The sequence below is a fragment of the Glaciimonas sp. PCH181 genome (assembly GCF_003056055.1).
Taxonomy (GTDB): Bacteria; Pseudomonadota; Gammaproteobacteria; order Burkholderiales; family Burkholderiaceae_D; genus Glaciimonas.
In genome coordinates this window covers 1,126,353-1,145,769 of the sequence record NZ_PYFP01000001.1, presented here as the reverse complement: position 1 = coordinate 1,145,769, position 19,417 = coordinate 1,126,353, and the positions used below count along the sequence as shown (strand labels likewise).

The 19,417-nt window shown below is 48.8% G+C and carries 15 protein-coding genes; 11 read left to right on the top strand and 4 right to left on the bottom strand.

Annotated features, from left to right (window positions below; all coding sequences use genetic code 11):
- Positions 1 to 5: 5 nt before the first annotated feature.
- The 3 genes from C7W93_RS05135 to ppk1 form a co-directional block, all read right to left on the bottom strand.
- Entirely contained in the window at positions 6 to 1,241 is a 1,236-nt protein-coding gene (locus tag C7W93_RS05135) for a polyhydroxyalkanoate depolymerase (protein ID WP_108439052.1), read from the bottom strand.
- Positions 1,242 to 1,705: 464 nt separating this feature from the next.
- Positions 1,706 to 2,164 carry a histidine phosphatase family protein gene (locus tag C7W93_RS05130; RefSeq protein WP_108439051.1) on the bottom strand — a complete coding sequence of 153 codons (459 nt, stop codon included), beginning with the start codon at positions 2,162 to 2,164 and terminating at the stop codon, positions 1,706 to 1,708.
- Positions 2,165 to 2,188: 24 nt separating this feature from the next.
- Positions 2,189 to 4,372 (bottom strand): polyphosphate kinase 1, encoded by a 2,184-nt coding sequence (gene ppk1 / locus C7W93_RS05125; RefSeq protein ID WP_108439050.1) that lies wholly within the window; start codon positions 4,370 to 4,372, stop codon positions 2,189 to 2,191.
- 295 nt (positions 4,373 to 4,667) lie between these two features.
- On the opposite strand from ppk1, the gene pstS reads away from it, so the two are divergent.
- From pstS to C7W93_RS05085, 8 genes are all read left to right on the top strand, one after another.
- On the top strand, positions 4,668 to 5,711 hold the full coding sequence (gene pstS, locus C7W93_RS05120; protein WP_108439049.1) for a phosphate ABC transporter substrate-binding protein PstS: 1,044 nt from the start codon (positions 4,668 to 4,670) through the stop codon (positions 5,709 to 5,711).
- A 291-nt stretch (positions 5,712 to 6,002) separates the two neighbouring features.
- Positions 6,003 to 7,010 (top strand): phosphate ABC transporter permease subunit PstC, encoded by a 1,008-nt coding sequence (gene pstC / locus C7W93_RS05115; RefSeq protein WP_225869853.1) that lies wholly within the window; start codon positions 6,003 to 6,005, stop codon positions 7,008 to 7,010.
- Positions 7,011 to 7,033: 23 nt separating this feature from the next.
- Positions 7,034 to 7,921, top strand: coding sequence for a phosphate ABC transporter permease PstA (gene pstA / locus C7W93_RS05110; RefSeq protein ID WP_225869852.1), 888 nt, complete (start codon positions 7,034 to 7,036; stop codon positions 7,919 to 7,921).
- Between the two features lie 106 nt (positions 7,922 to 8,027).
- Positions 8,028 to 8,825 carry a phosphate ABC transporter ATP-binding protein PstB gene (pstB, locus tag C7W93_RS05105; RefSeq protein WP_108440489.1) on the top strand — a complete coding sequence of 266 codons (798 nt, stop codon included), beginning with the start codon at positions 8,028 to 8,030 and terminating at the stop codon, positions 8,823 to 8,825.
- 87 nt (positions 8,826 to 8,912) lie between these two features.
- The gene (gene phoU / locus C7W93_RS05100; RefSeq protein ID WP_108439046.1) at positions 8,913 to 9,617 is read left to right on the top strand and encodes a phosphate signaling complex protein PhoU; all 705 of its coding nucleotides are present in this window, start codon (positions 8,913 to 8,915) and stop codon (positions 9,615 to 9,617) included.
- Between the two features lie 87 nt (positions 9,618 to 9,704).
- Positions 9,705 to 10,394 (top strand): winged helix-turn-helix domain-containing protein, encoded by a 690-nt coding sequence (locus C7W93_RS05095; protein WP_108439045.1) that lies wholly within the window; start codon positions 9,705 to 9,707, stop codon positions 10,392 to 10,394.
- A gap of 190 nt (positions 10,395 to 10,584) precedes the next feature.
- Positions 10,585 to 11,898: a phosphate regulon sensor histidine kinase PhoR gene (gene phoR / locus C7W93_RS05090; RefSeq protein WP_108439044.1), complete on the top strand. Its 1,314-nt coding sequence runs from the start codon at positions 10,585 to 10,587 to the stop codon at positions 11,896 to 11,898.
- Between the two features lie 190 nt (positions 11,899 to 12,088).
- A complete protein-coding gene (locus C7W93_RS05085; protein WP_108439043.1) occupies positions 12,089 to 13,033 on the top strand; it encodes a patatin-like phospholipase family protein in 945 nt (314 codons plus the stop codon).
- A 159-nt stretch (positions 13,034 to 13,192) separates the two neighbouring features.
- On the opposite strand, the gene C7W93_RS05080 is transcribed toward C7W93_RS05085, so the two are convergent.
- Complete coding sequence (locus C7W93_RS05080) at positions 13,193 to 13,792, bottom strand: C40 family peptidase (RefSeq protein ID WP_108439042.1); 600 nt, start codon at positions 13,790 to 13,792, stop codon at positions 13,193 to 13,195.
- Positions 13,793 to 14,040: 248 nt separating this feature from the next.
- On the opposite strand from C7W93_RS05080, the gene C7W93_RS05075 reads away from it, so the two are divergent.
- The 3 genes from C7W93_RS05075 (at position 14,041) to carB (ending at position 19,201) form a co-directional block, all read left to right on the top strand.
- Positions 14,041 to 14,448 carry a heme-binding protein gene (locus C7W93_RS05075; protein ID WP_108439041.1) on the top strand — a complete coding sequence of 136 codons (408 nt, stop codon included), beginning with the start codon at positions 14,041 to 14,043 and terminating at the stop codon, positions 14,446 to 14,448.
- A gap of 375 nt (positions 14,449 to 14,823) precedes the next feature.
- Positions 14,824 to 15,987 (top strand): glutamine-hydrolyzing carbamoyl-phosphate synthase small subunit, encoded by a 1,164-nt coding sequence (gene carA / locus C7W93_RS05070; protein ID WP_108439040.1) that lies wholly within the window; start codon positions 14,824 to 14,826, stop codon positions 15,985 to 15,987.
- A complete protein-coding gene (carB, locus tag C7W93_RS05065) occupies positions 15,980 to 19,201 on the top strand; it encodes a carbamoyl-phosphate synthase large subunit (RefSeq protein WP_108439039.1) in 3,222 nt (1,073 codons plus the stop codon). The genes carA and carB overlap by 8 nt, the downstream gene beginning before the upstream one ends.
- The last annotated feature ends 216 nt before the right edge of the window (positions 19,202 to 19,417 follow it).

The window sequence follows — 19,417 nt, the reverse complement described above, 5'->3', positions numbered from 1 at the left end:
TCTTATCAGGCGTGGGCCTTGATAAATTCGGTGATCTTCGGCGCAATCAATTCACGCCAGCGACGTCCAGAAAAAATTCCGTAGTGGCCGCATTTTTCGGCCGTGAAATGCTGCTTATCGGCTTCAGGAATTGAGGAGCACAAATCGTGCGCGACTTTAGTCTGACCTGGGCCGGAAATATCATCGAGTTCACCTTCAATCGTAAACAAGGCAACGTTCTTGATATCTTGTGGCTTGACCAGTTTGCCGCCAACTTCCCATGTGCCTAATGGCAAGCTGAAATCCTGGAAGACCGTTTTGATGGTTTCCAGATAGTAATCAACCGGCATATCCAATACGGCATTGTATTCATCGTAGAACTTGCGATGATTTTCTGCCGACTCGTTATCGCCTTCGCGCAAGTGCATGTAAAAATCCCAATGACTTTGTGCATGACGATTCGGATTCATCGATACAAAGCCTGCATGTTGCAGAAAACCTGGATATACCTTGCGGCCTGCGCCGGGATAATTCGACGGTACGGTATAGATAACGGTATTTTCGAACCAGCTAAATGGCTTCTCGATCGCCAGATCATTGACCTCAGTTGGTGAGATCCGAGCATCAATCGGGCCGCCCATCATTGTCATGCTTTTCGGCAATTTAGGATCGTTGTCGGATGCCATCAGTGCAATCGCCGCTAATACCGGAACGGTAGGCTGACACACGGAAATAACGTGCAGGTCAGGTCCTAGCAAACGGATGAAGTCCTGAATGTAATAGATGTAATCGTGTAAATGAAAGGCACCTTCCGCTTCCGGCACCATGCGGGCATCGGTCCAGTCAGTAATATAGACATCGTGGTCGGGGAGCAGGCCTTTGACTGTGTCGCGCAGCAGCGTCGAATGATGGCCTGACAATGGCGCGACTAGCAAAACTGTTGGCTGTTTTAGTGCTGCTATTTCTTTCTTGCCTAAATTTTTCTTGAAATGCAGCAAGCGGCAGAATGACTTTGTCATTTCTACTTCTTCAACGATACCTACGTCGGTACCATTGATGGTGGTGGTCTCAATATTGAAGTTTGGTTTTTCGTAGTCTTTACCCAATCTGTACATCAGCTCGTAGCCAGCCGCAATTCGCTGAGCGAAAGGGGTATGGGCCAGCGGTGAGACTGGATTGGTAAAAAGCTTGGCGCTCGTTTCTGCGAATTGCACCAGAGGTGTAAGTAGCGAACGACTGAATTCGTGCATGTGATAAAGCATACAAACCTCTTTGGTGTCTCTTGCCGGGAAGTCGGAAAGCTATGCTGCAATGCAGCAAAGGCAATATTCTAACTGAATTCGTGTCTTTAAAAAGTGTGCATTTCAGTACTTTTTAAAACTGTCGCATATTTGTTAATGAGAAATAAAAATATGCAACCATTTAGTTAAATTTTTTTCATTATATAGTGTTTAGCAGAAATGATCGTTTTGCCCCATTCCTTCCGCTAGCGGTTCTTTTTACGATGATATCGCTAACAAGAGACACATTGTATAAAAATTAATTTTCCTTATTGCGCCCGGATAGCGTCACTCATAGTAGATATACGGCCAAATTCTGTTTTTTGAAGCGCCATTTTTGATGCATAAGTAGAAACCGCAACGGATGGTCGCGATGTAATAGCAGCAAGCGTGCGGCTGCCCTCATTGGGCCGCGCGGTTAATCTATGGGTTGATGCGAGGGATGCTTACTTGGTAACCAGATCGGGCGACATCACGGCTTTTAGAAAAGTGGTCGTAATATCACCGCGTTCGCGTTGTGCAATCCACCATGCATTGCCTTTGCGAATTGACCATTCTTTTTTCTCACTGGCGATCAGCATCGCGGCGACCTGGCCTAGGGTGGGTTGATGACCGATGATCAGGACCGGTTCACGCGAATCCGGCCAGTGGGCTGCTGCCAGCAATTGCTCTGGTGTGCAGTTTGGCGCAAGGTCGGGATGAATTTTGAATTTGCGACCTAATGCTTCGGCGGTTTGGCGCGTGCGCATGGCGGGACTGCAAAGTATCTTGCAGGTATTGGGTAAATTCTGGTCAAGCCATTCGGCCATTTTCCACGCCTGCTTATGTCCTTTGCCAGTCAGGGCGCGGCCTTCGTCAGGTTCGCCAACTTCAGCCTCGGCGTGTCGCCACAGTATCAGTTCCATGATGTTTTCCTTCTTGCAATGCGGTTAATTAGCTTCTGAGGAAGCGCCGAGAAGGGACATCAAGTGTTCCTGCACACTAAACGCCGCTCGCCGCCGCCCTGGTGTACATTTTTGCCAGTTGCCATCGGATGACAGTTCCCACGCGTTGGTGTTGTCTTTCAAGTAGGGCGTCAGGCCTTCATTAATGACACGTCGTTTGAGGGCTTTGTCTAATACCGGGAATGCGACTTCTACGCGCCGGAAAAGATTGCGATTCATCCAGTCGGCGCTGGCAAGGTAAACATCGTGCTGTAAATTATTCCGAAAGTAATATATCCGCGTATGTTCCAGAAAACGCCCGATGATCGACCGTACCGAGATGTTTTCCGACAACCCCGGTACACCTGGCCGCAAGGCGCACGCGCCGCGAATGATGAGTTCTATTTTTACGCCATCTGCAGAGGCCGCATACAGCGCTTTAATCACAGATTCGTCAAGCAGCGCGTTCATTTTTGCAACGATCCGTGCCGGCCGGCCCTGACGAGCGATATCTGCCTCATTGCGAATGGCGCGAATCAGTTCTTTTTGCAGCGCAAAGGGTGCCAGCCATAAATAATCCATCTTTTTCGGCTTGGTCAGACTGGTCAGATGAATGAATACTTCATTGACTTCTATTGCCAGTTTTTGATTCGCGGTCAGCAAACCAAAGTCGGTATATAGCTTGGTCGTGTTCGGGTGATAGTTTCCGGTCCCCAAGTGGGCATAAAAACATAATTCACTGGCGCTACTATCTTTAGCCGCACTAGCTTGTTTCACGGGTTCGCGACGGATGACGAGGGCAAGTTTGGCGTGGGTTTTAAGGCCGACCACGCCATAGACGACATGTGCTCCGGCCCGCTCAAGGCGATCTGCCCAATTGATGTTGGCTTCTTCATCAAAGCGCGCCATTAATTCGACGACTACGGTGACTTCTTTTCCGAATTGTGCGGCCATGATTAATGACTCGATCAAATCAGAATTCATTCCGGCACGGTAAATTGTTTGTCTGATGGCAACGACCTGCGGGTCATTTGCCGCACTGCGGATAAAATCGATGACCGGTTGGAAGGACTGGAACGGATGGTGCAGCAAAATATCTTTTTGCTTAAGTAGCGTAAATATATCGTCGGATAACAAATACGCAGGAAGACCGGGCGTAAAAGGTGGGAAACGTAATCCCGGCAGAGATATCTGATCAATCATTTCGGATAATCTGACCAAATTAACCGGGCCATTCACGGCATATAAGCGATTCGGTGCGATTGAAAATTGTTTCAGTAGCAATTCGGATAAATGGGCGGGGCAGTTTTGCGCCACTTCCAACCGCACAGCTACGCCAAATTGACGGCTTTGCAATTCACTTTTTAATGCCTGACGCAGATTTTTTACTTCTTCTTCATCCACCCACAAATCACTATTACGCGTCACCCGAAATTGATAATAGGACAGTATTTGGCGACCACTAAACAAGTCGTTGATATGCGCGTGGATGATGGAGGACAACAGGCAGAATGAAATGCCGTTTGGGGATAAAGCATCGGGTAATCTGATCACTCGCGGCAATACACGCGGGGCTTTGATGATCGCAATCGTCGTATCACGTCCGAACGCATCTTTCCCTGCCATTTCAACAATGAAATTCAGACTTTTATTCAGTACTTGCGGAAACGGATGCGCCGGGTCCAGGCCAATTGGGGTAAGCAAAGGCCTGATTTCCTGCTCAAAATAGGATTTCACCCAAGCGCGCTGCGCTGGATTGCGGTCTTTTTGTCGTAGTAGATGGACGCCATTGGCAGATAATTGCGGCAATACGTCTTTATTCAGAATCGCATATTGGCGAGCGACGATATCGTGACATTCCGTGCTGGTGAGCTTAAGGGCTTCGGTCAAAGCAGGGGGATCGACAATATCACCAGCGCTGCTGATGCGACTGAGGCCTATACCGCTATCTGCATAGCTATTCGCCAGCAGACTCGCGATACGCACTTCAAAAAATTCATCCAGATTATTGCTGACGATGCAGAGGTAGCGCAAACGTTCTAGCAATGGAATATTTTGCTGCTCGGCTTGTGCCAGCACGCGTCTATTGAACGCTAATAGCGATAGCTCCCGATTTAAATAGGCGGGATTACTGCCAATATTTACAGTAGTTATTTCAGTACTTTCGTCCGAGCGGGTTTTTTTATCCATACCTCTGACAAGTAATTCAAATGGTTTTGCGCGGAGTGTATGCAGACAATATGACATCTTGATGACAAAAACGGAAGCGTTTTGGCACTATTTTGTGTCTCATTTTTTACTTAAGCGCAGTCTTGTTTACTGTCACAAACATGTCATAAATGTTGGTTACAGTTCGGCCTGTCTTGGTGGAAGTTGTGAAATCGGCGGTTGAAAGCACCTCAATTTCTAAACGACGCGCTCTTGGCAGCTATCTAAAGTTTATTTAAGTCTGATCTTCATTTAAAAGTAAATATGGGAGTAACGAATGCGTCTCAATAAACTCTTTACATCCGTCGTCTTGGCGTTGGGTGCAACATTTTCAGTTTCATCGGTTATGGCAGCGGAAATCACCGGCGCTGGTGCATCGTTTCCTTATCCTATTTACGCAAAATGGGCTGAGTCCTACAAAGCTGCAACCGGTAATAGCCTGAACTATCAATCGATCGGCTCCGGCGGCGGTATCAAACAGATCAAAGCGAAGACAGTCGATTTCGGCGCCTCGGATATGCCATTGAAGGCAGAGGAATTGGCTGCTGACAGCCTGATGCAATTCCCAGCGATCATGGGCGGCGTCGTGCCAGTCGTGAATCTGGACGGCATCGCACCGGGTCAGTTGAAGCTGACCGGCGCGGTATTGGGCGATATTTATTTGGGCAAAGTTACAAAATGGAATGCTGCAGAAATCGCTGCACTCAATCCAGGTGTAAAGCTGCCTGATAGCGACATCACTGTCGTGTATCGCGCTGACGGTTCAGGTACTTCGTTCGTATTCACCAGCTATTTGTCAAAAACCAGCCCTAGCTTCAAGAGCGGCGTTGGTGCTGGTACTGCAGTTAAATGGCCAGTTGGTGTAGGTGGCAAGGGTAACGAAGGTGTTGCTGCGAATGTTCAAAAAATCAAGGGTGCAATTGGTTACGTTGAATATGCTTACGCTAAAAAGAACAAGCTACAACACACACAATTGAAGAATCGTGACGGTGGCTATGTACAACCTGATGACGCCACTTTCAAAGCTGCTGCTGCTGGCGCTGACTGGGCAAAAACACCAGGTTTTGCTGTTGATTTCACTGATGCAGCGGGTAAAAACAGCTGGCCTATCACCAGCGCTTCTTTCATCTTGTTGCACAAGTCGCAAGCTGATGCAGCAAAGGGTAAAGAAGTCTTGAAGTTCTTTGACTGGGCGTACAAAAACGGTGGCGCGGCAGCAACTGAACTTGATTATGTTGCGATCCCGTCATCGGTTGTAAAGCTTGTGAATGACGCTTGGAAATCAGAAGTTAAAGATACAGCTGGCAAGTCAATCTGGTAATACGTCGTTTTGTATTGGCAAATTTGTCGATATAAAGTGGTGGAATAGCATTAAAGAAGCTGCAATAAAAAGTTGAAGCTGGCAAAAACAGGCAGGCCTTATCGAAAAGGCTTGCCTGTATTAAGTAATCAGAAATGATCAGAATTCATTTGCGTCGAAAAGCCGTCATTTGATACATCGCAGAGCAGTGCTGCCGATTGGCAAAGCAGATGTGTCAGATTCACGGAAAGTAGGCGAATACGGCACACACTTCATCGGATATCGCTACTCATGAGTGCAAATATTCCTGTTATGGCACAACCACTATCTCTCCAGGCCAAAAGCGTTGAACAGGCCGGTTTGTCGCAGCAAGCATTGCTTGCCACTATGCGCAAACAACGCATCCAGGATTTCTTCTTTCATAAAGTCACGATGGCGTTTTCGCTGATCGTGCTATTCGTCTTGATGGGGATTATCGTTTCGCTGGCAATTGGCGCATGGCCGGTATTTCATGAATTCGGGCTGTCGTTTATTACACGCGTTGAGTGGGACCCCGTGAATGACCAGTATGGCGCGATGATTGCGATTGTCGGCACGCTGGTGACATCTTTTATTGCGCTGCTGATCGCGTTCCCGATCAGCTTTGGCATCGCGTTATTTTTGACCGAAATCTGCCCGGCAAAACTACGTCAGCCGTTAGGCACCGCTGTCGAATTGCTGGCAGGTGTACCTAGTATTATTTACGGTATCTGGGGCTTGTTCGTTTTTGCACCGCTGTTTGCCGAATACGTGCAACCAATTTTAGGTGACACCTTAGGTCACATTCCGGTGATCGGTATTTTGTTTTCCGGACCGCGGATGGGGATTGGTATTTTGACTGCCGGACTGATTTTGGCGGTCATGATTATTCCCTTTATCGCCTCAGTCATGCGGGATGTGTTTGAAGTTGTACCGGCGGTATTAAAAGAATCGGCTTATGGCCTGGGATGCACCCGTTGGGAAGTAGTGCGCAAAGTAGTGCTGCCGTATGCCAAGACTGGAGTAGTCGGCGGTGTCATGTTGGGACTTGGTCGGGCGTTGGGCGAGACCATGGCGGTGACCTTTGTGATTGGTAACTCGCACCGCTTGTCATGGTCGCTGTTCGGTGCCGGTAATAGTATTGCATCGACGCTGGCAAACGAGATCGCCGAAGCTTCTTCAACCTTGCACGTATCGGCGTTGTTCGCCCTCGGTCTTATCTTGTTTGTCATTACTTTCCTGGTGTTGTCTGCGGCTAAGTTGATGTTGATGGGAATGTCTCGCAAAGAAGGTGCTAAATGAGCGCGCAAAACCCAGTTTCTTCGATGGAAAACTCCCCATCTCAGGGCTTCCAAACTAATCCATCTGCAAACAAGGTGTATCGCAAGCGGATTTTGACCCACAAAATAGGCATGGTGCTGTCGTTTCTGGCGATGGCATTTGGGCTGGTTGTGCTGATGTGGATTTTAGCGACGCTGGTGTTCAAAGGCGTTGGTGCGATGAATCTTGGCTTGCTGATCCAAAACACGCCATCTCCAGGTGGCGAAGGCGGCGGTTTGCTGAATCCGATTATTGGTAGCTTGATGCTGGTTGGTCTGGCGACACTGATTAGTACACCGATTGGCATCTTGGCAGGTATTTATCTGGCGGAGTATGGCGAAGAAAGCAAACTTGCCCAAATCACTCGTTTTGTGACTGACATTATGTTGTCAGCGCCATCGATTGTGATTGGTTTGTTTGTGTACGCGATCTATGTCGCCAAAATCGGCCATTTTTCGGGCTGGGCCGGTACTTTTGCCCTGTCATTGATTGCGGTGCCAGTAGTGGTGCGGACAACTGACAATATGCTGAAACTGGTGCCCGGCAATCTGCGCGAAGCGGCATTTGCGCTTGGTGCGCCACGCTGGAAAGTCGCATTGACAGTGCGTTTGCGTGCGGTCAAAGCGGGTGTGGTAACGGGTGTGTTGCTGGCTGTGGCAAGGATTGCCGGTGAAACTGCGCCGCTACTATTTACCGCACTGAATAATCAGTTCTTCAGCACCAACATGAATAAGCCAATTGCCAATCTGCCGGGCGTGATAAATCAATTCGCGAATAGCCCTTACGACAACTGGGTGGCGCTGGCATGGGCAGGTGCGTTGCTGATTACGTTGGGTGTACTTGTATTGAACATTGTTGCACGCACTTTGTTCAGCCAAAAAATCCCGAGTTGATAAGGTCAGCAACGCCAGACCTTGCTGACTCTGCTGAACAAGATATTGATGGCGCAGAAGCATTTGTACCATCCACTGAAAACTGCATTTAATGACTGCGATTGCCATGACACCTCAAACACTGCAAAGCAACGATTACAGCGCGGCTAAAAAGCCAACCATAGAGATTTCGAAGCTGAATTTTTTCTACGGTCATTTTCAGGGATTGAAGGATATTAATCTGAATATCAATGAAAAGAAGGTCACCGCATTCATCGGACCATCCGGTTGCGGCAAGTCCACTTTGCTGCGAACGCTCAATCGGATGTACGACCTATATCCAGGTCAGCGTGCCGAAGGCCAGATCATGTATGCGGGCCGGAATATTCTGGAAGCCGGGCAGGATCTGAATATGTTGCGCGCCAAAGTTGGCATGGTGTTCCAGAAGCCAACACCTTTTCCGATGTCGATCTACGACAACATCGCTTTCGGTATTCGCTTATACGAAAACTTGCCAAAAGGCGAAATGGACGAGCGCGTCGAATGGGCGCTGACTAAAGCGGCATTATGGGGCGAGGCTAAGGATAAGCTGAACAAGAGCGGCTTGAGTTTGTCCGGCGGTCAGCAGCAGCGTTTGTGTATCGCCCGCAGCGTGGCGGTTCGCCCTGACGTTCTTTTACTGGATGAGCCGACTTCAGCATTGGATCCTATTTCTACCGCGAAAGTAGAAGAGTTGATTACTGAACTCAAACAGGATTACACCATCGCTATCGTTACCCACAACATGCAACAAGCAGCGCGCTGCTCAGATTTCACGGCCTATATGTATTTGGGCGAGTTGGTGGAATTCGGCCAGACTGATCAGATATTTATGAATCCTGCCCGTAAAGAAACACAGGACTACATTACCGGTCGTTTTGGTTAATCATCATCTCATTGTCGTTGCTGATTAGCGGGTAAGACACCGCTCACGCAATCCTGTTGCACTCATAGAATTGTAAGGAATTACCAGATGACTGGCGAACACTCTTCAAAGCAATATGACTCCGACCTGGAAACTATCCGCTCCAAAGTTTTGTTGATGGGCGGTTTGGTCGAGCGACAATTTCAGGAGGCCATGAACGTCTTCCGCAACGGTAATATTGCCGCTGGCGAACGGGTCATCAAGGACGATGACGAAGTCAACACATTAGAAGTCGAGCTGGATAACGCCTGTAGTCATTTAATCGTGCGTCGTCAGCCTACCGCCAACGATTTGCGCACCGTGATGGCCACGATCAAAGTAATTACTGATCTGGAGCGCGTCGGCGATGAAGCTGCCAAAATTGCCCGCACAGCGATACATTTGCATCAGCGTGGTATCGGCAGCATCGATCATATTGAAATGGTTCGCGTGATTGCCGCCGCTGCTGCTGATTTGTTGCACGATGCATTGGATGCATTGGCACGTCTGGATGAGAAGCAGGCGATCCAGCTGATCTCGCATGACGCGATTATCGATCGCGATTTCCGCTCCATCATGCGCAATGTCATTACCTACATGATGGAAGATCCACGCACGATTTCTGCGTTGATGGATACGTTATGGGTTGCCAAGGCAATCGAGCGGATCGGTGATCATGCAAAAAATATTGCTGAATATGTGATTTATATCGTCGAAGGCAAAGATATTCGGCATACCGATTACGCAGCAACCCAGCTGGGCAACGGCGCTTAAATAGCAACCGATGCAGCTTGTGGATAAAAGGCAAAACGTTAATGTTTTCTATTAATAATGGTGTGATCGCAGGTTTAATTCGTGCTAATGATTTCTGATAAAACATCTATCCTGATCATCGAGGACGAGCCTGCAATCGCCGAGTTGATTGAATACACAATGGTGGAAGCCGGTTGGAGTCCGACTGTCGCGTACACCGCAGCGGATGGCTGGGCGGCAATTCAGCGCCGTCCGCCGCATCTGGTTTTGTTGGACTGGATGCTGCCGGATCAGAGTGGATTGCGGTTTCTGTCGCGTTTGCGTGCAGAACGGCAATTGCAGTCGATGTTAGTGATGATGCTAACGGCAAAAAGCATGGAAGAAGACAAGATAGCTGGCCTGGATAACGGTGCCGACGACTATATGACCAAGCCGTTTTCACCGCGTGAGCTGACTTCGCGGGTGAAAGCATTATTGCGCCGCAAAAATCCCGATCAGGCATTGGGAATCATGTCTGCAGGCGGGGTTACGCTTGATCCTGCGAGTTGCTCTGTATCGATGGACGAACAAAAGATCGATATCGGCCATGCTGAATATCGTTTGCTGAAGTTTTTTATGGCAAATCCGGATCGTGTTTTTTCACGCAGTCAATTACTCGATAAAGTATGGGGCGACCACGTCGTCATTGAAGAGCGTACCGTTGATGTGCACATATTGCGTTTGCGTAAGGCGCTGCGTGAAGCGGAAAATCTGATCCGCACGGTGCGTAGCGTTGGCTACATGCTATCGACTAAATAGACATTTTTAGTTGGTCGTTTTTGCGTAATGCGGAATTACGCACATCATCTTGCCGCGTTACTTTGCCTTTTCGACGCTGCAGTTTATGCGATACGCTCCTTCATAACTGCCTGTTCCAGCTGGTGCGATAATCACCTTGCTGGAACGATCCTGGGTAATCCCTTGTAATCTCTTCCTTACTGAATACCCTATGAATCCTCAGATGTTATTTTGGATACCGGCAGCGTTACGAATGCTGCTGATTTTTGCCGTTTCCGCAGTAGCCTGGTTTTTTTGGGGACCTGTGTGTGGCTTATTGCTGTGCTTGATGAGCATGGTGGCGATGGTAGTGTTGCAGCTTTATTATCTATACCGTTTGGGTGGCTGGCTCGATAATCCTCGTGGTGAGAAATTGCCGGATGGGTGGGGCGCCTGGACCGACATTTTTTCGCGTTTATACCGCTTACGGCGCGATGACGAAAAAAATCAGGCTGAACTCTCTGAATGGCTGGCGCGCTTCCGGCAGGCCATGCATTTGTTGCCGGATGGCGTCGTTATCATGGACGATGTCTTATTTCTTGAGTGGTGCAATCCTGCTGCCGAGCGGCATTTGGGATTGCAGCATGGGCGCGATAAGGGGATGCGTGTTACCAATCTGATTCGCAATCCAGATTTCATCGATTACATTATTTTAGGTCGCTATGACCAGCCATTAATGTTGACATTGCGTGAACGCAAGTTGGTGGTGCAGATTATTCCGTTTGAAAATCGTCGGCAAATTCTGGTTACGCACGACGCCACCGAGTCGGAGCGGATCGATATGATGCGGCGCGACTTTATCGCTAACGCATCGCATGAACTGCGCACCCCGCTGACAGTGATTAATGGATTTTTAGAGATTGCGCAGGCGCATCCTAATCTGGACCCTAATGTACGCGCTGGACATTTGAAGATGATGACGGAGCAGGGACATCGCATGCAAAATCTGATTGGCGATATGTTGACATTAACCCGATTGGAATCGATCGATTATCCCATGCGGCCGGAGCGAGTAAATATCCACGCTATGCTGAAAAATATCTTACAAGAAGTGGAGGTATTGTCGGCTGGTCAGCACGTTTTTTCCTTGCGCGTTGAAGGTCCGGATATTAACGGCAGCACGGAAGAACTGCGCAGTGCTTTCAATAATCTCGTGTCTAACGCGGTACGTTACACACCGCCCGGCGGAAAAATCGATTTGCTTTGGCAAAACACTATGGCGGGGCCGCAACTGGTCGTACGCGATAGTGGGATTGGGTTTAGCCCGGAGCATATTTCTCGTTTAACCGAGCGGTTCTATCGCGTCGATAAAAGTCGCTCCCGCGAAACGCAGGGAACCGGGCTTGGCCTTGCTATCGTCAAGCACGTGCTGCTGCGTCATGGCGGCACGCTGGCGGTAGAGTCTACACCGGATAAAGGGAGTGTCTTTACTGTGCGTTTGCCCGCCTCAATCGTGGTGGAGAAGGCTGATTTATTGAATGATTGAGATGCGGCCCATGGCATGTTGTCATGGGCGCGTTTAGCCCGCGTATCCTGGGGAATAATTTCCTTCGGGAAATAAGCCGCCTTATCAGGCAATATTGCCTATATTCAACAATTAGCCCTTCTTTTTCTATCCGCGCTGAACTGACGCGCTGCTGATGTAGAATCCACGTTCTCGTCGTGTTGCTTACTCCATGAATCTATTTTCTTTACACCGCCGGTCTCTGCGACCAATGCGTTTGCCGCTGGCGGGTTTGCTGGCCTTCTCTCTACTGACTGCTTGCCAGACGACTGTGCCGCCGCCTGCTGTACCAATCCCTGTAGTAGTGGTCCAGAAGGAAGCGCCGCGCCCAATCAAAATTGGTTTGGCGCTAGGTGGCGGTGCGGCACGTGGTTTTGCCCATATCGGCGTGATCAAGGCTCTGGAAGCGCAGGGGATTGTGCCTGATATAGTCGTTGGGACTAGCGCGGGCAGTGTGGTTGGTGCGCTTTACGCCGCGGGTAATAACGGCTTTGCGCTGCAACAGATGGCGTTGAAAATGGATGAAGCGGCCTTCTCGGACTGGTCGATACCGCTATTTGCGAAAGTAAGTGGCGTTTTGAAAGGGGTGGGCTTACAGAACTACGTCAATCAGGCCGTGCATAACGTGCCTATTGAAAAATTGAAAATACCATTTGGCGCAGTCGCTACCGATCTCAACTCCGGCCAGCCGATTTTGTTTCGACGCGGAAATACCGGATTAGCAGTACGTGCCTCTTCTGCTGTGCCAGGTGTGTTTCAGGCAGTGAAAATTGGTAGTCATCAATATGTCGATGGGGGGCTGGTCGCACCGGTTCCTGTACGTTATGCCAAGGAAATGGGCGCCGATTTTGTCATTGCAGTGAATCTATCTGCAGCACCGGAGTCGCAGGCTGCATCTAGTTCCGTGGACGTGCTGTTGCAGACTTTCGCCATCATGGGGCAAAGTATTAATAAAAATGATTTAAAAGAGGCGGATATTGTGATTCGTCCTAACCTGAATACCATGAAAGGCAATGATTTTAATGCCCGGAACATGGCCATTCTGGCTGGCGAGCAAGCAACGATGGCGCAAATGACGTTGATCAAAAAGAAGTTGCAAGAGAAGCGCGGGGAGTAATCTCTGACGCGCAGGGGGAGGTTGCGAATAGACTCCCCTTGCACGGGGATATTGGGGGCCAAAGGTATAAGTATCTGTTTATGAGCATTAATGATTTGCCCAATAAAAAAGCCACATTTCTATAAATGTGGCTTTTTTATTATGCAACGTTTTGAGCAATTATTGCTGTGTTGCTGAAATGTTCGCTACTGTCGCTGGATCGAGATCGCTAATGCGCCGTGCGCCATTAAAGCGATTTTTCCAATACGCAAGGTCCATACTTTCGATCCGTACTGCAGCACCGGTGCGCGGTGCATGAATAAATTTGTTATCGCCTAAATAAATGCCGACATGTGAAAAGCTGCGTCGCAAAGTGTTATAAAACACTAGATCGCCCGGTTTCAAATCTTGCTGATCAACTCGTTCGCCTTCGCGGCTAAGTTCAGCCGAAGTCCGTGGCAAATTGATTCCTAGCGCTTCCTTAAATACATAACGTACCAAACCGCTGCAATCCAAACCTGTTTGCGGAGAATTCCCACCATATTTGTAATGGATGCCGATCAAGCCTATGGCACTTTGTGCAAGATCGGAAGCGCGCTCGGTAATTTGTTCGGTGAATTGCTGAAATTTACTGCGAGGTGCGGGATTGGAAGGAGGCGGAGCGTTATACAGGTCGGTAATATCAGTACCCCATGCCGGACTGGCTAACCAGCAACCTGCCAGCATCGTAGCTGTCAGTGCAAATGTATGAAATAGGGGGGAGGCTGTTTTAATCGTCATCGTGTTTGAGGCTTGGGTCAAATATGACCGCATGAAGGTAAGTGAATAGGAGTCGTATTAACAAAGGCTTAACTCAAGATGCATGACCTGATGGCAAAGCGGGCTACAAGTTCCCAAAACGAATAAATTAATGGATGATAATAATCGAAAAAAGCTATTTCGTACCTGATTTTTTCGTTTATCTATATGCCTGCAAGTATATTTCATCTCACTCAAGTACAATAATCTCCATTATCCAAGGAGAAATAATGAAATCCAAGCAAGTGTTGACACTCGATGATGTAAAAAAAATTGCACATGCAGCTGAGGCAGAAGCCGTAGCAAACAAATGGGCAGTGACGATTTCTATCGTTGATGACGGTGGTCATTTATTGTGGTTGCAACGTCTGGATGGCGCTGCGCCGATTTCTGCGCACATAGCTCCTGCCAAGGCTAAAACTGCATCGCTAGGTCAGCGTGAATCCAAAGTCTACGAAGATATGATCAACAACGGTCGTTTTTCGTTTATTACGGCCCCTAACCTCGAAGGTCTGCTTGAAGGCGGCGTGCCGATCATTGTTAATGGCGAATATCTGGGTGCTGTTGGCGTGTCTGGCGTCAAGTCATCGGAAGATGTGCAAATTGCCAAGGCAGGTATTGCCGCCCTGACTGCATAAGTTAGTGTTTGGTATTTGCTTGTATGATCGGGGTGGCGATGTGTTATGTACTCGTCGCCCCAAATACCGATAGTAATTAATTGTAATTTTAAGATGACGATTAGTTATTGCGTTAAGCGCCAATTAATGCATTAATCTTTGTACTTTTCGATAAGCAGAATTTTCTTCATAATACTAAGTCATAGCTACTTCAGATTGTCGGAAAAGTAGTTCTGCGCTATACTCGCACGGTTTAGCCCAATTTACTCCGTCGTAGCGCATACATCCCCATTTCGTCCCAAAAAGACTATTAATACTGCCAAATTCTTCTCTTTTGGGGTTTTTTAGCGGTCATCTGGCACAGCGCAGCGACGGTAACAACATCAGGAGTTACCTTTGCCGCCATTTTTTTCTGGCCATGCTGTTCCGGCCGTCCTCGCGCTTGCAGATGGGACAATTTTTAAAGGTTTTTCGATTGGCGCAGTTGGCCATACGACCGGTGAGGTGGTATTTAATACCGCAATGACCGGATACCAGGAAATTCTCACCGATCCTAGCTACAGTCGACAAATCGTCACACTGACTTATCCCCACATCGGCAATACTGGCGTGAATTCAGAGGATATTGAGTCCTCCAAGGTCCATGCCGCTGGTTTAATTATTCGCGATTTACCGCGTCTGGTTTCTAATTTTCGCTCTACTAAAACGCTTGAAGCTTACTTGCAAGATGCGAACATTGTCGCTATTGCAGGAATAGATACGCGTAAGTTGACACGCATTTTGCGCGAAACAGGTGCGCAAAGCGGCGCGATCGTGACTGGCGAAGCAGATATTGCTATCGCTACAGCCGCGGCGCTGGATTTAGCGCGAAGCTTCCCCGGATTAGCGGGAATGGATCTGGCGAAAGTAGTTTCAACAACTAAGCCTTACAGCTGGAGCGAGACAGAATGGCGTCTCGGCCGCGGCTACGATCAACAAATCACCCCTAAGTACCATGTCGTGGCCTACGACTATGGCGTCAAGTTTAATATCTTGCGGATGTTGGCTGAGCGCGGTTGCAAAGTGACTGTACTTCCAGCGCAAGCAACAGCTGCTGAAGCGTTGGCATTGAATCCGGATGGCATCTTCCTGTCGAATGGTCCTGGTGATCCTGAGCCGTGCGATTACGCGATTGCAGCGACGAAGGAATTGATCGAACGTGGCGTGCCTGTTTTTGGCATCTGTCTGGGGCATCAAATCATGGCACTGGCTTCCGGCGCGAAGACTTTGAAGATGAAATTCGGTCATCACGGCGCAAATCATCCGGTTCAGGATCTCGATTCGAAAAAAGTCATGATCACTTCGCAGAATCACGGTTTTGCCGTTGATTCAGCCACCTTGCCGGCCAATTGTCGCGTTACGCATGTTTCGCTATTTGATGGCTCCTTGCAAGGTTTTGAGAGGACTGATAAGCCAGCATTTTGTTTCCAGGGCCATCCAGAAGCATCGCCCGGCCCAACTGACGTCGCCCCTTTGTTCGATCGCTTTGTGGCGATGATGGAGAAAAATAAAAATGCCTAAGCGTACCGATATAAAAAGCATCCTGATTATTGGCGCTGGTCCGATCATTATCGGCCAGGCCTGCGAGTTCGATTATTCCGGCGCACAAGCTTGTAAAGCATTGCGTGAAGAAGGTTATAAAGTCATTTTGGTCAACAGCAATCCTGCGACCATCATGACCGACCCGGAGATGGCTGATGTAACGTACATTGAGCCAATTACCTGGCAAGTGGTAGAGCGCATTATCGCTAAGGAAAAGCCGGATGCGATTTTACCGACGATGGGCGGCCAGACTGCGCTGAACTGTGCGCTGGATTTGCATCACCACGGTATTCTGACCAAGTACAACGTCGAACTGATCGGCGCTTCGCCAGAAGCAATCGACAAAGCTGAAGATCGCTCCAAATTCAAAGCGGCGATGACCAAAATTGGCCTCGCTTCGGCGCGTTCAGGTGTGGCGCATACGATGGATGAGGCTTGGGCGGTTCAAAAAGAACTCGGATTTCCTAGCATTATTCGTCCATCGTTTACCATGGGCGGTACTGGCGGCGGAATTGCTTATAACGCTGAAGAATTCGAAGCGATTTGCAAACGCGGCCTGGAAGCGTCGCCGACCAAGGAGCTGCTGATTGAAGAATCGCTGATTGGTTGGAAAGAGTTTGAGATGGAAGTTGTGCGCGATAAGGCAGACAACTGCATTATCGTCTGCTCTATCGAAAATCTGGACCCGATGGGCGTGCATACCGGCGATTCAATCACGGTAGCGCCAGCGCAAACGCTGACGGATAAAGAGTATCAAATCATGCGTAACGCTTCACTTGCGGTGTTGCGTGAAATTGGTGTTGATACTGGCGGTTCGAACGTGCAGTTTTCAGTCAATCCGGCGGATGGTCGGATGATTGTCATCGAAATGAATCCGCGTGTTTCACGCTCTTCTGCATTGGCGTCTAAAGCAACCGGTTTCCCGATTGCGAAAATCGCGGCGAAGCTTGCTGTCGGTTTTACATTGGATGAATTGCGCAATGAAATCACTGGCGGTGCGACGCCTGCCTCGTTTGAGCCATCAATCGATTACGTCGTCACCAAGATTCCGCGTTTCGCATTTGAAAAATTTCCGGCTGCTGACGATCACCTGACCACGCAAATGAAATCCGTTGGCGAAGTGATGGCGATTGGCCGCACTTTCCAAGAGTCATTTCAAAAGGCTTTGCGCGGACTGGAAGTCGGCGTTGATGGCATGAATGAAAAAACTCAAGATCGCGAAGTCATCGAAGAAGAACTCGGCGAACCTGGTCCGGATCGTATCTGGTATGTCGGTGATGCTTTCGCGCAAGGTTTTAGCTTGGAAGAAGTGCATCAACTGACGCATATCGATCCATGGTTTCTGTCGCAAATTAAAGAAATCGTCGATACTGAATTGTGGCTCGAAAGCACCCAAACGCTAGAGGGACTGGATCGCGATACATTGTTCAAGCTCAAGCAACAAGGTTTTGCGGATCGCCGCCTGGCTAAGTTGCTGAAAGTTACCGATACGGAAGTGCGTGCCAAGCGCCATGCTTTGAATCTGCGTCCGGTCTACAAACGTGTCGACACCTGCGCGGGTGAGTTTTCAACGAATACGGCCTACATGTATTCGACCTACGAGGAAGAGTGCGAGTCGAATCCGACTGACAAAAAGAAAATTATGGTACTTGGCGGCGGTCCTAACCGTATCGGCCAAGGTATCGAATTCGACTATTGTTGCGTGCACGCGGCGCTAGCGTTGCGTGAAGACGGTTACGAGACCATCATGGTCAACTGTAATCCAGAAACAGTATCAACCGATTACGATACGTCTGATCGTTTGTACTTTGAATCGTTGACGTTGGAAGATGTACTGGAAATCGTCGACAAAGAAAAGCCTTATGGCGTCATCGTTCAGTACGGTGGTCAAACGCCATTGAAGCTCGCTTTGGATCTAGAAGCGAATGGCGTACCTATCGTTGGTACTTCGCCAGACATGATTGATGCGGCTGAAGATCGTGAACGTTTTCAAAAGCTGTTGCACGACCTGAATCTGCGTCAGCCGCCAAATCGGACTGCACGTACCGAAGAGGACGCATTGCGTCTGGCACAAGAAATCGGCTATCCGTTAGTCGTTCGTCCATCGTACGTTTTAGGTGGTCGTGCGATGGAAATTGTCCACGAGCAACGCGATCTTGAGCGCTATATGCGTGAGGCGGTTAAGGTTTCACATGATTCGCCGGTATTGCTAGATCGCTTCCTGAACGATGCAATTGAAGTCGATGTGGATTGTTTGTCGGATGGCGAACGCACTTTCATTGGCGGCGTCATGGAGCATATCGAGCAAGCTGGTGTCCATTCGGGCGATTCAGCATGTTCGTTGCCGCCATATTCGTTAGCGCAGGAAACTATTGACGAATTGAAGCGTCAGACCGCGTTGATGGCTAAGGGCTTGAACGTGATTGGTCTGATGAACGTGCAGTTTGCGATTCAACAGATTGACGGCAAAGATGTTGTGTTTGTCCTGGAAGTGAATCCACGTGCCTCGCGTACGGTGCCATTTGTTTCAAAGGCAACTGGCTTGCAATTGGCGAAAATTGCAGCACGCTGCATGGTTGGTCAATCGCTGGATAGCCAAGGCATTAAAGACGAAGTTGTGCCGAAGTATTTCAGTGTCAAAGAAGCTGTATTCCCATTCGTTAAGTTCCCTGGCGTAGATACCATTCTCGGCCCGGAAATGAAATCAACCGGCGAAGTGATGGGAGTCGGAAAAACCTTTGGCGAGGCCTTCGTTAAATCGCAATTGGGAGCAGGAATCAAGCTGCCAACTTCAGGCCAGGTATTCTTAAGCGTCAAAGCAGGTGATAAACCACGTGCAGTGAAGGTTGCTAAAGATTTGGTCGGAATGGGATTTTCGGTCGTTGCTACCAAAGGAACTGCTGCCGCTATTCAGGCCGCTGGCATCCCGGTGAAGACCGTGAATAAGGTGGTTGAAGGCCGTCCGCACGTCGTCGACATGATTAAAAACAATGAAATTACATTGGTCATTAATACTGTCGAAGAAAAGCGTAGTGCGATTGTCGATTCCAGGGCAATCAGAACGTCTGCATTGCAAGCGCGGGCGACGACTTACACGACTATCGCTGGCGCTGAAGCTGCGGTTGAGGGCATGCGTCATCTGAACGAGCTGAATGTCTACGATTTACAAGGTTTGCATAAAACCTTACACTAAGCTCGACACGTAGGATTTTTATAGAAGTGCATGCGGAGGTCGCAGGCAATGCCGAAATTCGGTACTGCCTGCGACCTCCGCGATCTTTTATTGCATCACTGTCATGATGTCTGGTGAAGGAATGTATTCTGCGCCAGAAGTAGTGGTCTAAATAGATTAGCAAAATAACGCTAGTGAAGAGCGCTGCGAGAGTGTTGACCTCGACGTCACATCTCC

Excerpts from the sequence above, each read along its gene's own strand:
- C7W93_RS05135 (WP_108439052.1), bottom strand. The coding sequence starts at position 1,241 with ATGCTTTATCACATGCACGAATTCAGTCGTTCGCTACTTACACCTCTG.
- C7W93_RS05130 (WP_108439051.1), bottom strand. The coding sequence starts at position 2,164 with ATGGAACTGATACTGTGGCGACACGCCGAGGCTGAAGTTGGCGAACCT.
- ppk1 (WP_108439050.1), bottom strand. The coding sequence starts at position 4,372 with ATGGATAAAAAAACCCGCTCGGACGAAAGTACTGAAATAACTACTGTA.
- pstS (WP_108439049.1), top strand. The coding sequence starts at position 4,668 with ATGCGTCTCAATAAACTCTTTACATCCGTCGTCTTGGCGTTGGGTGCA.
- pstC (WP_225869853.1), top strand. The coding sequence starts at position 6,003 with ATGGCACAACCACTATCTCTCCAGGCCAAAAGCGTTGAACAGGCCGGT.
- pstA (WP_225869852.1), top strand. The coding sequence starts at position 7,034 with ATGGAAAACTCCCCATCTCAGGGCTTCCAAACTAATCCATCTGCAAAC.
- pstB (WP_108440489.1), top strand. The coding sequence starts at position 8,028 with ATGACACCTCAAACACTGCAAAGCAACGATTACAGCGCGGCTAAAAAG.
- phoU (WP_108439046.1), top strand. The coding sequence starts at position 8,913 with ATGACTGGCGAACACTCTTCAAAGCAATATGACTCCGACCTGGAAACT.
- C7W93_RS05095 (WP_108439045.1), top strand. The coding sequence starts at position 9,705 with ATGATTTCTGATAAAACATCTATCCTGATCATCGAGGACGAGCCTGCA.
- phoR (WP_108439044.1), top strand. The coding sequence starts at position 10,585 with ATGAATCCTCAGATGTTATTTTGGATACCGGCAGCGTTACGAATGCTG.
- C7W93_RS05085 (WP_108439043.1), top strand. The coding sequence starts at position 12,089 with ATGAATCTATTTTCTTTACACCGCCGGTCTCTGCGACCAATGCGTTTG.
- C7W93_RS05080 (WP_108439042.1), bottom strand. The coding sequence starts at position 13,792 with ATGACGATTAAAACAGCCTCCCCCCTATTTCATACATTTGCACTGACA.
- C7W93_RS05075 (WP_108439041.1), top strand. The coding sequence starts at position 14,041 with ATGAAATCCAAGCAAGTGTTGACACTCGATGATGTAAAAAAAATTGCA.
- carB (WP_108439039.1), top strand. The coding sequence starts at position 15,980 with ATGCCTAAGCGTACCGATATAAAAAGCATCCTGATTATTGGCGCTGGT.